The sequence below is a fragment of the Actinosynnema sp. ALI-1.44 genome, from assembly GCF_001984155.1.
Classification (GTDB): Bacteria; Actinomycetota; Actinomycetes; order Mycobacteriales; family Pseudonocardiaceae; genus Kibdelosporangium.
Genome location: NZ_MTQO01000046.1, coordinates 297,598 through 309,854, shown reverse-complemented (window position 1 = coordinate 309,854; position 12,257 = coordinate 297,598). Strand labels below are relative to the sequence as shown.

Genomic DNA, 12,257 nt, shown 5'->3' with positions numbered 1-12,257 from the left:
TAAACCCTGACAGTTTCGCTCATAGATGACCGAAGTGGTCAGGGCAATCCCTCGGACGGGTCGAATCTCGACTCCATCACCACGAGAGGAGAACCCATGCGGAAGTGGGGAGCGCTGGTCGCGGTCAGCCTCGGCTCGCTGCTGTTCCTGATCGACACCACCGCCGTCACGGTCGCCCTACCCGACATCGGACACGACCTGCACGCGCCACTGACACCCCTGCAGTGGGTGCTCAACATCTACACCGCGGTCCTCGCCGCACTCATGCTCGTCGCCGGATCCGTCGCCGACCGCCACGGCCACCGCGCGGTCTACCTCGCGGGCCTCGGCGTGTTCACCGCCGCGTCCCTGGCCTGCGCCCTGGCACCGAACATCACGGTGCTGATCACCGCCCGCGGCGTGCAGGGCATCGGGGGAGCGGCGATGGCCGTCACCACGTTCACGCTGATCGGCAGCAGCTACGACGGCCGCGACCGTGGCATCGCCATCGGCATCTGGGGCGCGGTCAACGGACTGGCCGCCGCGGCCGGGCCCATGCTCGGCGGCGTGCTCACCCAGTACGTGGGCTGGCAGGCGATCTTCCTGGTCAACCTGCCCGTGGCGCTGCTGGCCGTCGCGCTGACCCGCGCCAGCGTCCGCCCCGTGCCCGGCAACCGGGGAAAACGGTTCGACCTGGCCGGGCTGCGGTCGCTGTTGCGGGTCACCACGTTCAACGCACTGCTCGTCTGCGGGATCGTCGCCGCCTGTGTGTTCGCGTGCCTGGTCTACACCTCGATCTGGCTACAGGACACCCTGCGGCTCGGCCCGGTCGCCGCCGGACTGGCCATGGTCCCGCTCGCGCTGAGCACATTCGTCGCCTCCACGCTCGCCGGGCGACGGCTGCGGACCGTCCCACCCCGGCTCATGATCGCGCTCGGGCTGCTGCTCGGCGGCGTGGGCAGCGCACTGCAAGCCGGATTGGACAACGACTCCACCGCGACAGCGATCCTCGTCGGCCTGACCGTGTCCGGGCTCGGCGTCGGACTCCTGATGCCCGCCATGGGCGCCGTGCTGTTCGCCACGGTGCCCGCCGAACACGTCGGTGTCGCGGTCGGCATGTCCACCACCGCACGCCAACTCGGGCAGACGCTCGGCGTCGCCGCGCTCGGCCTGGTGTTCCAAACCGGCGGCACCAGTGTCGACGGCCTCAACCGCGTCTACCTCGTCACCGCCGCGCTGGGCGTGCTCGCCGCCGTTGTGGCGTTCACGATGATCCGCGACAAGACCACGGCCCAGGGGCTAGCGTCGTGACACCCCGTGTGCACCTCGAGGCCCAACGCAGACCACGTGGCAGCCCACCGCACCTCAGGGGAACGTGACGCAAACCAGCCACCAGTACGCACCGAACTGAACAGTGCCAGCCCAAGGTGACCAAGCGCCAAAATCTCGGAGAGGCGGAACTGTCTTGACCATGAGCGACGCCGTAGTTCCCTTCCACAGCCAGGTACCCCAGGCCGACCTCGACGACCTGCGCGACCGGCTGGCCCGCACTCGCTGGCCGGACGAACTGCCCGGCGTGGGCTGGGACTACGGTGTCCCGCTCGAACGGTTGCGCGCACTGGCGGCCTACTGGCAGGACGGCTACTCCTGGCGCGAGCAGGAGACGAAACTCAACGCCCACCCCCAGTTCACCACCGTCATCGACGACCAGCAGATCCACTTCCTGCACGTGCGATCACCCCACCCGCACGCGCTGCCGCTGCTGCTCACCCACGGCTGGCCCGGGTCCGTGCTGGAATTCCTCGACGTCGTCCCACCGCTGACCGACCCCGAGGACCTCGCCGACGCCTTCCACGTCGTCATCCCCGCCATCCCCGGCTTCGGCTTCTCCGGCCCCACCGCCACCACCGGCTGGGACGCCCACCGCGTGGCGGACCTGTGGACGAAACTCATGACCCGCCTGGGCTACGAGCGCTACGGCGTGCAAGGCGGCGACTGGGGATCCCTGATCTCCCGCGTCGTCGGCGGCGCCGACCCCGGGCGCGTGGTCGGCGTGCACCTGAACTTCCTGGTGACCGTGCTGCGCGGCGCCCCGGTGGACCTGTCCGACGAGGACGAGGCCCGACTGGCTGCGGTGAGCACGTACCTCGCCAACCCCGCCGGATATCTCCGCCAGCAAGCCACCCGGCCGCAGACCCTGTCCTACGCGCTGACCGACTCACCGGTCGGGCAACTCGCGTGGATCGCCGAGAAGTTCCAGGAATGGAGCGACCCGGGCGTCACCGTCGACGACGACTGGCTGCTGACGAACGTCTCCCTGTACTGGCTCACCCGGACGGCCGGATCCTCCGCGCGGATGTACTACGAATCCACGGCGCTGCGCGGCAAATCCCTGCACTGCCCCGTACCGGTGGGCGTCGCGGTGTTCCCGCACGAGTTGGTCCAGCCCGTGCGCGCGTTGGCCGAACGCGACCTGGACATCGTGCACTGGACCGAACTGGACCGCGGCGGGCACTTCGCCGCACTCGAAGTGCCCGACCTGTTCGTCCGCGACGTCCGGGAGTTCTTCGCGAAGGTGCGCTGAAGCGTGGGGTGCTGAAGCGTGGGGCGCGACGTTCACCCGGCCGCGACGCGGGCCGCCATCAGATCAGGGATATCGACGGCATCGAACGCCTCGTCCAGTCCGGCCGCGCGCAGAGAGGACGGCCTTCGCACTCGTTGGCTGACCATGTGCGAGAACTCTTAGCCAAGGTACTGGCGCACCACGGCGGCCATACCCGCCATGCCCTCCTTCACCGGGTGGTAGGCCGCCGCGGCGAGGATGTTGTCGTTCTGGCCGTTGATCCACGCCGCGCCACCCGAGGCGCAGGCGTCGTGCCCTTCCGACGGGCCGAACACGTCGACATAGGTGGCGTTGCCGTCGGCCGCGTTCGCCAGCGACTGGTTCATGTCGCGTTGCACCTGGTTCAACCAGGCGTAGTCGCCGTCGGCGAACGGCAGGATGGCCGGGCAGGTGCCGCTCGGCGGCGTGATCCGCGGATACCCCACGACCAGGACCCGAGCCTGCGGCGACCGTTCATGAATGGCGGTGAGCACCGCCACCACACGCGACCCGTTCTTCTCGATGGCCGCCCTGATCGTGTCGACACCGTCCACAGTGAAGTGCTGTTCGCACGGGTTGCCGGTCGGGTCGGCCGGGCGCAGACGAGGGCAGGTCGAGACAACGCTGCCGAACACGCCGTCGTCGTTGCCGCCGATGCCGACGGTCACCAGGTCCGTGTCGGACCGCAGGGCGTTCAACTGAGGCGGGTTGGTGCCGTTGAACGGCACCGGCTGCGGCCGCGTCATGTTCGTGGTGTCCGCGCCGGCGCAACTGACATCGGTGAACTCACCAACCCGCAGCGCCTGCGACAACACCGACGGGTAGTTCGCGGTCGAGCGCCCGCAGCCGAGCGGATCGGTTCGCTGGATGGGGATGAACGGGCCGGACGTGTACGAGTCGCCGAGGGCGACGTAGTGCTGGAATCGCGGAGCGGCCGTGGTGGGTGTGGCGGCGGTGGCCAGCAGCGTGGCCGCCGAGGCCACGACGACAAGCAGCCGGGTGATGCGCATTCGAGCCCCTGTTCGTTGAGGACACTGCCTCCACACTCAGCGAACACCCGGCGGCGTGGGGCGGACTTCACCCGAGTGTGGTGCGACAACGGGTGATCACGACGGCGTCACCGTGTTGGTCGCCTGCATCCCTGCGAGGATGATCTGCATGCCGTACTCGAAACACTCGTCGGTGTTCGGATCGAACAGGTTGTCGTCCACATAGGCCTGCGCGGTCAACGGGAACCGTGCGGCGTCCAACGTGCCGTGCGGCGTCTCGGCTTTGTAGGCGTGGTTCTGTTCCTCGATGGTGAACCCGACCGCGTAGTGCACCAGCGCCGCCAAGCTGCGCGCCGCGGGCTGCACGTCGAACCCCGCGTCCTGCAACGTCCGCAGTGCCAACTCGGTCGCACGGAACAACCCGGGTTCGGCCACGCTGCTGCTGGCGAAAATTCGCCCACCGTCGCGGTAGCGCAGCATCGCCCGCCGCAGTTGACGCGCCCAGTCGGCCAACCAGTCCTGCCAGCTCACGCCCGCGCGCGGTGCTTCCAGACCGTCGGCGGCGTCGTTGAAGATCGCCGCCGCCATCACGTCCAGCAGGTGATTCTTGCTCTTCACGTGCCAGTACAGGGCGGCCGACCGCACCCCCAACCTGCTTGCCAGCAGTCGCATCGACAACCCGTCCAGGCCGCCCTCGTCGAGCATCTCCAGCGCCGCCCGCGCGATCACGTCCACGGTGAGCTTCACCCTTGACACGTTATCAACGACAAATACATCCTTGACGATGTCCAAGATCTACTAAGCGTCAATAAGGGGATGTCGGGGTTGAGCGACTTCAACAACCAGGTGATCGAGGAGTTCAGGGCCAACAAGGGCGTCGTCGGCGGGCACTTCGCCAACGCGCACGTCGCCCTGGTGCACCACGTCGGCCGCAAAAGCGGCCAGGAACGGATCACGCCCCTGCTCTACCTGCCCTACGACGGCGCCTATGTCTTCATGGGCAGCGCGGGCGGTGCACCGAAGACCCCCGCGTGGTTCCTCAACCTCGAAGCCGCCGACACGGTGACCATCGAGGTCGGCGAGCAGACCCTCACGACCAAGCCGACCATCATTCGCCAAGGGCCGGAGTGGCTGCGCATCTACACCCAGTTCACCCAGTACTGGCCCGACATCTACACCTACGAGGAGAAAACCGAGCGGCGGTTCCCCTTCGCCCGGCTCGACCCGGTCGGCTGAGCGGGGGACACGGGCACATGCGCGCCTGGCGCCTGACCGCGACCGGTCACCCTCTGGACCACGTCGAACTGCCCGATCCAACGGCCGGGCCCGGCGAGGTCGTGCTCCGCACGATGGCCGCCGGGCTGTGCCAGACCGACCTCAGCTTGGCGCGCGGCTCCCTCGCCGGTGCCGCCGTCCCGATCGTCCTCGGCCACGAGATCGCGGGTGTGGTCACCCAGACCGGCGCGGGCGTGGAGGAGTTCGCGGTCGGTGACCGGGTGGCGGTCCGCACCGGAATGGACGCGCCCGGCATCGTCTCCGACGGCGGGTTCGCCACCCTCGTGCGCACCCCGGCGCAACGCCTGGTCGCGATCCCCGACCGCGTGTCGTTCGCGCAGGCCGCGGTCGCCACCGACGCGGGCCTGTCGTCGTATCACGCCCTGTACGCCCAAGGCGGTCTGCGGCCCGGGATGAAAGTCGGCATCGTCGGCATCGGCGGACTGGGCAGCTTCGGCGTGCAGATCGCCGCGGCCGCCGGAGCCGAGGTCACCGCCGTGGTCCGCAGACCCGCGCTCGCCCAGACCGCACGGCAACTCGGCGCCACGACCGTGGTGCGCAGCGCAGCGGACCTGGCCGGACTCGACCTCGACCTGGTCGTGGACTTCGCCGGGTACAGCGAGACGGTCGTCGGGGCCCTCGACGGCATCCGCCACGGCGGCCGCGTGGTCGTGGTCGGCGTCGAGGACGCCGTCGCGCACATCCCCATCGGCAAGCTCGTGCTCACCAACGCCGAGATCGTCGGCGCCAACGCGGGCACCAGCGACGAACTGCGCCACGTGCTGGCGATGATCGCCGAGGGGACCCTCACCCCGACGATCACCCCGATCGGCTTCGACGAGATCCCCGATGGGCTCGACCGGCTGGCGCGCGGCGGCATCGTGGGACGGCTCGTCGCCGACATGACAGGTTAAAGCTGGGCGGGCAGCCCGAACACCGCGAACAACGACTTGTCGAAGAACGACACGGTCTGCCGCACACCCCGCTCGTCCAGCTCCAGCAACTCCACTTTCCACGGCACGAACGACCTGTCCGCGCCGCCGATCGCCGACCCGCGGATGTAGCTGGCGAACCCGGGCTGGCCGTTGCCGTGGATCGGCACCAGCCGCAAGTCGTCGCGGTGCGCCGGGCACCACGTGTCCACCAGGCGCGCGATCGCCTCCCCGCCCTGGTACCACTGCGGGAACGGCGGCATCTGCATGATCGCGTCCTCGGTGAACACCGCGACGATCGCCGGGATGTCCTTGGCCTCGAACGCCGCCACGAACCGGTCCAGCAGTTCGCGCTGCCGCGCCGCGGTCGGCTCGACGACGTCGTCCGGCGTGGGTGTCGCCGACGCCAGCTGGGCGTGCGCCCGTTGCAGCGCGCTGTTGACCGCCGCGGTGGTCGTGTCCAGCATCTCGGCGACCTCGGCGGCCGGCAGCTTCAACACGTCCCGCAACACGAGCACGGCCCGCTGCCGCGCAGGCAGGTACTGCAGCGCGGCGATGAACGCCAACCGCACGCTCTCCCGCGCGGTGACCACCGACGCCGGGTCCAGCATCGCGTCCGGGATCGGCTCCAGCCACGGCACCTCGGACCGCTCGACCGGCTCCACCGCCGGGTCGCCGCGGTCACCCGACAACCCCACCGGCAACGGCCGCCGGTCCCGGCCCTCCAACGCGCTCAGGCACGCGTTGGTGGCGATCCGGTACAGCCACGTGCGGATCGACGAACGGCCCTCGAACGCCCCGTACCCCCGCCAGGCCTTCAGGTAGGTCTCCTGCACCAGGTCCTCCGCCTCGTGCACCGACCCCAGCATCCGGTAGCAGTGCGCGAGCAGCTCGGCGCGGTAGGGATCCGCCGAACGCTGGAACTCGTCGTCCGTCGACGTCAACGACCTGGTCACGCCCATTCCTCTCCACCCACGAGAAGCCCGTCACCACTATGGACAGCCCAGTGTGCCGGAACTCATCGGAAGCACGGCGATGAGTTCCCGCGGTCTCGAGGATCTGCCCCTGTAGAACCCGGCACCGACCTGAAGGAGAGAACCGGATGACGACCGCGTTGCCGCCCGTGGTGTCCGAGCGGGAGTGGCTGGCCGCTCGCAAGGCGCTCCTGGCCAAGGAGAAGGAAGCGACCAAGCTGCGCGACCGGCTCAACGCCGAACGGCGCAGGCTGCCGATGGTGCGCGTGGCGAAGGACTACACCTTCACCGGTCCCGACGGCCCGCTCAGCCTCGCCGAGCTGTTCGAAGGACGCACCCAGCTCTACATCCACCACTTCATGTGGCGCGACGACCTGGACGCGGGCTGCCCCAGCTGCACCGCGTCGGCGGACATGAACTTCACCCCGCAGGTGCTGACCCACCTGCACTCCCGCGACATCACCTTCGCCGCGGTCAGCCGCGCGCCCGCCGAGAAGATCCTGGCCTACAAGGCCAAGCACGACTGGACGTTCCCGTGGTACTCCTCGCACGGCAGCGACTTCAGCTACGACATGCACGCGTCGCTGGACGAGACCCGCCGCCCGGTGGAATACAACTACCTGCCCAAGGACGAGCTCAACCGGCGCGGCATCCCCGAGGAGATGATGACCGGGGACTGGCCCGCCAACAGCGTCTTCCTGCGCGACGGTGACGACGTGTTCCACACCTACACCGCCTACGCGCGCGGTCTCGACCAACTGTTCACGCCGTACAACTTCATCGACCTGACCCCGTACGGCAGGCAGGAGACCTGGGAGGACTCGCCGGAGGGCTGGCCGAAGCTGACCAACGGCCTCGGAAGCTAGACCACTATTTCCCCAGCAAAGAGGCGCTCGCGTCGCACGGCGTGGGAGATGACGACCTGGCGGGCATCGCGACCGGCCGCCCGCCAGGTCACACACCGTCGCAAGCAGGCCTTCTCCGCGCTCGCGGAGCGGCTGGTTGCAGCACAGGCCGGGTAGCTGCTGTGATGCCGTCTCGTGACGGTAACCGAGACACATCGGGCGATTGACGCGGTCTGGCGGATCGAGTCGGCGAGGGTGATCGCCGGGCTCGCGCGGATCGTGCGCGACGTCGGCCGCGCGGAGGAACTGGCACAGGACGCGCTGGTCGCGGCCCTGGAACAGTGGCCGGAACAAGGCGTGCCCAAGAACCCCGGCGCGTGGCTGATGGCCACCGCCAAGCACCGCGCGATCGACCACGTCCGCCGCGAGCAGGTGCTGGCCCGCAAGGTCCAGGAACTCGGCCACGAGATCGAGACCGGTGGCGCGGCCCCCGAACCGGACATCGACGCGGCGCTCGACGACGACATCGGCGACGACGTGCTGCGGCTGGTGTTCACCGCATGCCACCCGGTGCTGTCCACCGAGGCGCAGGTCGCGCTGACCCTGCGGATGCTGGGCGGGCTGACCACCAAGGAGATCGCCCGCGCCTTCCTGGTCGGCGAGTCCACCATCCAGCAGCGCGTCGTGCGAGCCAAACGGACACTGGCCGACGCGAAGATCCCGTTCGAGATCCCCCCGGCCGCGCAGCGCGCCGAACGGCTCGCCGCCGTCCTCGAGGTCATCTACCTGATCTTCAACGAGGGCTACTCGGCCACCGCGGGCGACGACTGGCTGCGGCCGGCGCTGTGCGACGAGGCGCTGCGGCTCGGCCGCGTGCTCGCCGGGCTCGCGCCCAAGGACGCCGAGGTCCACGGCCTGGTGGCGCTGCTGGAGATCCAGGCGTCCCGGGCCAAGGCCCGCACCGACGCCCAGGGCGAGCCGATCCTGCTGCTGGAGCAGAACCGCTCCCAGTGGGACCAGATGCTCATCCGGCGTGGCCTGGCCGCACTGGACAAGGCCGAAGCATTGGACGACAAACGCGGCCCGTACACGCTGCAGGCCGCGATCGCCGCCTGCCACGCCCGCGCCCACGTCGCCGCGGACACCGACTGGGCGCGGATCGCCGCGCTCTACGCCGACCTCGCCGACGTGACCGGCTCACCCATCGTGGAGCTCAACCGGGCGGTCGCGCTGTCCATGGCGTTCGGTCCGGAGGTCGGGCTGCGACTGATCGAGGAGATCGCCGACGCCCCGAGCCTGAAGTCCTACCACCTGCTGCCGACCGTACGCGGCGACCTGCTGGCCAAACTCGGCCGCTACGACGAGGCGCACGCCGAGTTCGAACGAGCCGCGTCTCTCACCGGCAACGCACGCGAACAAGCACTGCTGCTCGACCGCGCGGCGGCCTGCGCACGTGGGGAGGCACCGGACCGATGAGTTCTCCCGGCCCCGTCCGTCTAGGGGGTATGAGCATCAAACCCGAGATCATCGAGCGCGGCGAGCAGCCTTACGCGGCCGTGCGCGGCACTGTGACCATGCAGACCTTCGGCGAGATCGCCGACCGGATGCCGGAGTTGATCGGCTCCCTGCTGGCGCGGGGCGTGGGCCTGGCCGGGGCGCCGTTCTTCCGCTACACCCTGATCGACATGCAAGCTCAACTCGAGGTTGAGGCTGGCATCCCGACCCTCGAGGTGATCGAGGGTGAGGGTGACGTGTTCGCCGCCGTGCTGCCTGCGGGCCACTACGTCAGCCACACCCACGTCGGACACCCCGACGAACTGGTCGGCGTCACCGGCCAGGTGCTCGACTGGGCCGCCGGGGAAGGCCTGACCTGGGACAAGACCGACACCGACCGGGGTGAGCGGTGGGGCTGCCGTCTGGAGGTGCTCAAGTCCGACCCGCGCGTCGAGCCCGACATGACCAAGTGGGAGACCGAACTGGTCTTCCGGCTGGCCGAATAGTCGGCCGGTCGGTCGATCACCACTTCAGGTTCGCCACGACCCTGCGCACCAGCGGCATCGACCGATCGCACTCGTAGGTCTTGTCGACTGGTTTGCCGGTGTCCGCGCTCTGGCTGCCGAACTGCAGCCAAGGCGTGCCGCCGTTGACGTAGATCAGGCAGTACCGGCCGTCGTCAGCGAGAACCGAGCCCTTCTTGGCGCCGACGTCCACGGCCCGTTTCGCCGAGGTGCCGACGTCGGGGAAGGCCGGGGTGTTGAGGATGACGCTGACGTACGACGCGCCATCCGGCGCCTCCCAGCGGCAGCCCCGCCCGACGGTCGGCAGGTCGTCGGGCGCGCCGCTGACCTTGGCGCCGACGTGCGCGCTGACCTCGTCGTCGGTCAGCAACGAGCACGGGTCGGTGGCGACCTTGACGTCGTTCGAGGCGGGCGGCGGGGGCGGCGCCGGGGAGGCGGCTGGCGGCTGGTCCGAGCCGGAGCAGCCGGCCAGCAGCGACAAGGCGGCGAGCGGCACCAAGATTCGTGTGATCACCAGTGGTCCTTGCGTGCAGGGTGCAGGGATGGTGTGTTGTCTAGACCACATCCTGCCCGCAGGGGCGAACCAGGGTCAACACGATCAAGGTTGGGTCCCGATGGCGACCCCGAAGCCCGCTTCGAAGACCCGGCGCAGGACGTCCCACGAGATCATCTCGATGTTGGTGTGCACCGAGATGACGTGCTCGCCGTCAGCGGTGCTGACCGTGAAGAACATGGAACCCCAGTAGCTGCCGCCCACCCCGCGCAGCACCCGGCCGCCCGTGGCCGCCGTGTCGAACTCGAACAAGCCGAGGCCGTACCGCGTGTGCGGCAACCAGTCGCTGCCCTCGGTGCTGACCGTGGTCCACATCTGACGGTGCTGGGCGGGCGGCAGCAGCGTGCCCGAGGCCAACGCGCTGACCGCGCGGATCATGTCGCCGGTGGTGGAGATGATGTTGCCGGGCACCCATGAGGTGTTGAACTCGGTCACGTCGAGCGGGTCGAGCCCCGGCTGCTCGAGCATCGACTCCCAGTTCGACGACGTGACCGCGTCCGCGTCGACGCCGTCCTTGAGGAACTGCCTGGAGTACGCGCGCGGGTGCGGATCGCGGTAGGTCACGTCCGCGGCGGGCCGCACGTAGGTGTGGGTCAGGCCGAGCGGCTGGAAGATCCGGCGCTCGACCTCCTCGGTGAAGCTGTGCCCGGTGATCTTCTCGATCACCGCCTCGGCGAGGTAGAAGCCGCCGTTGGCGTACCGGAAGTGTTCGCCGGGCTGCCCGACCGGCGGCTGGGACACCGTCATCTCGAACAGCTCCTGCCGGGTGAACGCGTCGAAGCGGTGCTCTCGGAACGCGGCACGGGTGGTGTACCGGCTGGTCAGCTCGGGTGCCAGGCCCGTGGGGAACAGGCCGCTGGTGTTGGCGAGCAGGTGCCTGATGGTGATCTTGTCACCGTCGTAGCCGTTGACGTCGAGCACGCCCGGCAGCCAGGCGTTCACCGGGTCGTCGATGCCCACCTTGCCCTCGGCTTCGAGACCGAGCAGCACAGCGGCGATGAACGCCTTGCCGCCGCTGCCGATCTGCGCGTGTTCTCCCGGTTGACGGGGAGCGCCGGTGGCGAGGTCGGCGACGCCCGCGGTGCCGAACCAGGTCCGATGCCCGTCCTTGACGTCGGCGACGATGCCGGGGATGCCCGCCTCGGCCACCGCCCAGTCGAGTACCTGTTGGAGATCAGTGTGGGTCACGTCGAACGCCTTTGCTGTCAGAATATTTCCGATATCGCAAAAGTTACGTTGCATCAGCGGGCGATGACAATCAGAAATCAGTGAAGCGAACGGCAAAGATGCAGTTCAAAAGGCATATTTCGTTGCGCGTTGCTGCCGCCTAATGCAATGATCGCGTTGCGTTGTGCTCGACATCGACAGGCCGGTGACACAGATGGCTGGAGAACGGTTGACCCAGCAGGACAGGCGGCGGATCGCCGCCGGGCTGCGGGAAGGGCTGACCTACGCTGCGATCGGACGCGAGATCGGACGCCCGACCTCGACCGTCACCCGCGAGGTGATGCGCCACGGCGGTCCGGCCGACTACCACGCGGGCCAGGCCCACCGGGCCAGCACACACCACGTGCGCCAGGGCGCGCCCGCCGTGCCGTCACCGGCAAGCCCCCACCTCGGTGGACGTGACCGGCGCGTCGTGAACGGGGTGGCCGCCCACATCGCCGACCTGTTCGTCCAGACCGGGCTCCCGCGAATGATGGCCAGGGTGCTCGCCGCGTTGTTCACCACCGACAGCGGCAGCCTCACCTCGGCCCAGCTCGTGCAACGCCTGAACGTCAGCGCCGCCTCCATCTCCAAGGCCGTCGGCTACCTGGAGTCGATCGAGCTCATCAAACGGGAACGCGACCCCCGCCGCCGCGCGGACCGCTACGTCGTCGACGCCGACGTCTGGTTCCAGGCCACCATGGCCAGCGCCCGCGTCGACGCCCAGATCGCCGCCGCCTGCGCGACCAGTGCCCTCAGGCTCGGCGCCGCCACCCCCGCCGGTGTCCGCCTGAGGACCGTGAGCCAGTTCATGCAGCGCGTCAGCGACGACGTGGTCCGCTCAGCCAAGCACTGGCGCCAGGTGTACGTCGACGAGTGACACG

The 12,257-nt window shown here is 69.2% G+C and carries 13 protein-coding genes; 8 read left to right on the top strand and 5 right to left on the bottom strand.

Annotated elements, in window-relative coordinates; translation table 11 throughout:
* The first annotated feature begins 96 nt into the window (after positions 1 to 96).
* Complete coding sequence (locus ALI144C_RS24305; RefSeq protein WP_076989431.1) at positions 97 to 1,290, top strand: MFS transporter; 1,194 nt, start codon at positions 97 to 99, stop codon at positions 1,288 to 1,290.
* 160 nt (positions 1,291 to 1,450) lie between these two features.
* Positions 1,451 to 2,563 carry an epoxide hydrolase family protein gene (locus ALI144C_RS24300; protein ID WP_076989430.1) on the top strand — a complete coding sequence of 371 codons (1,113 nt, stop codon included), beginning with the start codon at positions 1,451 to 1,453 and terminating at the stop codon, positions 2,561 to 2,563.
* A 158-nt stretch (positions 2,564 to 2,721) separates the two neighbouring features.
* Here ALI144C_RS24300 and ALI144C_RS24295 read toward each other — a convergent pair whose 3' ends face one another.
* Together ALI144C_RS24295 and ALI144C_RS24290 are read right to left on the bottom strand one after the other, a co-directional pair.
* A complete protein-coding gene (locus tag ALI144C_RS24295; protein ID WP_076989429.1) occupies positions 2,722 to 3,591 on the bottom strand; it encodes an SGNH/GDSL hydrolase family protein in 870 nt (289 codons plus the stop codon).
* A 96-nt stretch (positions 3,592 to 3,687) separates the two neighbouring features.
* Complete coding sequence (locus tag ALI144C_RS24290) at positions 3,688 to 4,317, bottom strand: TetR/AcrR family transcriptional regulator C-terminal domain-containing protein (protein ID WP_076989428.1); 630 nt, start codon at positions 4,315 to 4,317, stop codon at positions 3,688 to 3,690.
* Between the two features lie 69 nt (positions 4,318 to 4,386).
* On the opposite strand from ALI144C_RS24290, the gene ALI144C_RS24285 reads away from it, so the two are divergent.
* Both ALI144C_RS24285 and ALI144C_RS24280 read left to right on the top strand, forming a co-directional pair.
* On the top strand, positions 4,387 to 4,806 hold the full coding sequence (locus tag ALI144C_RS24285; protein ID WP_076989427.1) for a nitroreductase/quinone reductase family protein: 420 nt from the start codon (positions 4,387 to 4,389) through the stop codon (positions 4,804 to 4,806).
* Positions 4,807 to 4,823: 17 nt separating this feature from the next.
* Entirely contained in the window at positions 4,824 to 5,759 is a 936-nt protein-coding gene (locus ALI144C_RS24280; protein ID WP_076989426.1) for an alcohol dehydrogenase catalytic domain-containing protein, read from the top strand.
* On the opposite strand, the gene ALI144C_RS24275 is transcribed toward ALI144C_RS24280, so the two are convergent.
* Positions 5,756 to 6,733: a sigma-70 family RNA polymerase sigma factor gene (locus tag ALI144C_RS24275; protein ID WP_237774285.1), complete on the bottom strand. Its 978-nt coding sequence runs from the start codon at positions 6,731 to 6,733 to the stop codon at positions 5,756 to 5,758. The two genes, ALI144C_RS24280 and ALI144C_RS24275, sit on opposite strands and share 4 nt — an antisense overlap.
* A 146-nt stretch (positions 6,734 to 6,879) precedes the next feature.
* Here ALI144C_RS24275 and ALI144C_RS24270 point away from each other — a divergent pair, with 146 nt between their 5' ends.
* From ALI144C_RS24270 to ALI144C_RS24260, 3 genes are all read left to right on the top strand, one after another.
* Positions 6,880 to 7,617, top strand: coding sequence for a DUF899 domain-containing protein (locus tag ALI144C_RS24270; protein WP_076989424.1), 738 nt, complete (start codon positions 6,880 to 6,882; stop codon positions 7,615 to 7,617).
* Between the two features lie 174 nt (positions 7,618 to 7,791).
* A complete protein-coding gene (locus ALI144C_RS24265; RefSeq protein ID WP_076989423.1) occupies positions 7,792 to 9,072 on the top strand; it encodes an RNA polymerase sigma factor in 1,281 nt (426 codons plus the stop codon).
* Positions 9,073 to 9,101: 29 nt separating this feature from the next.
* Complete coding sequence (locus ALI144C_RS24260; protein WP_076989422.1) at positions 9,102 to 9,596, top strand: GyrI-like domain-containing protein; 495 nt, start codon at positions 9,102 to 9,104, stop codon at positions 9,594 to 9,596.
* A gap of 16 nt (positions 9,597 to 9,612) precedes the next feature.
* Here ALI144C_RS24260 and ALI144C_RS24255 read toward each other — a convergent pair whose 3' ends face one another.
* Together ALI144C_RS24255 and ALI144C_RS24250 are read right to left on the bottom strand one after the other, a co-directional pair.
* Positions 9,613 to 10,128: a DUF3558 family protein gene (locus tag ALI144C_RS24255; protein ID WP_076989421.1), complete on the bottom strand. Its 516-nt coding sequence runs from the start codon at positions 10,126 to 10,128 to the stop codon at positions 9,613 to 9,615.
* An 84-nt stretch (positions 10,129 to 10,212) separates the two neighbouring features.
* Positions 10,213 to 11,355, bottom strand: coding sequence for a serine hydrolase domain-containing protein (locus ALI144C_RS24250; RefSeq protein ID WP_076989420.1), 1,143 nt, complete (start codon positions 11,353 to 11,355; stop codon positions 10,213 to 10,215).
* A gap of 193 nt (positions 11,356 to 11,548) precedes the next feature.
* On the opposite strand from ALI144C_RS24250, the gene ALI144C_RS24245 reads away from it, so the two are divergent.
* Positions 11,549 to 12,253 (top strand): GbsR/MarR family transcriptional regulator, encoded by a 705-nt coding sequence (locus ALI144C_RS24245; RefSeq protein WP_076989615.1) that lies wholly within the window; start codon positions 11,549 to 11,551, stop codon positions 12,251 to 12,253.
* Positions 12,254 to 12,257: the final 4 nt, after the last annotated feature.

Excerpts from the sequence above, each read along its gene's own strand:
- ALI144C_RS24305 (WP_076989431.1), top strand. The coding sequence starts at position 97 with ATGCGGAAGTGGGGAGCGCTGGTCGCGGTCAGCCTCGGCTCGCTGCTG.
- ALI144C_RS24300 (WP_076989430.1), top strand. The coding sequence starts at position 1,451 with ATGAGCGACGCCGTAGTTCCCTTCCACAGCCAGGTACCCCAGGCCGAC.
- ALI144C_RS24295 (WP_076989429.1), bottom strand. The coding sequence starts at position 3,591 with ATGCGCATCACCCGGCTGCTTGTCGTCGTGGCCTCGGCGGCCACGCTG.
- ALI144C_RS24285 (WP_076989427.1), top strand. The coding sequence starts at position 4,387 with ATGTCGGGGTTGAGCGACTTCAACAACCAGGTGATCGAGGAGTTCAGG.
- ALI144C_RS24280 (WP_076989426.1), top strand. The coding sequence starts at position 4,824 with ATGCGCGCCTGGCGCCTGACCGCGACCGGTCACCCTCTGGACCACGTC.
- ALI144C_RS24270 (WP_076989424.1), top strand. The coding sequence starts at position 6,880 with ATGACGACCGCGTTGCCGCCCGTGGTGTCCGAGCGGGAGTGGCTGGCC.
- ALI144C_RS24260 (WP_076989422.1), top strand. The coding sequence starts at position 9,102 with ATGAGCATCAAACCCGAGATCATCGAGCGCGGCGAGCAGCCTTACGCG.
- ALI144C_RS24245 (WP_076989615.1), top strand. The coding sequence starts at position 11,549 with ATGGCTGGAGAACGGTTGACCCAGCAGGACAGGCGGCGGATCGCCGCC.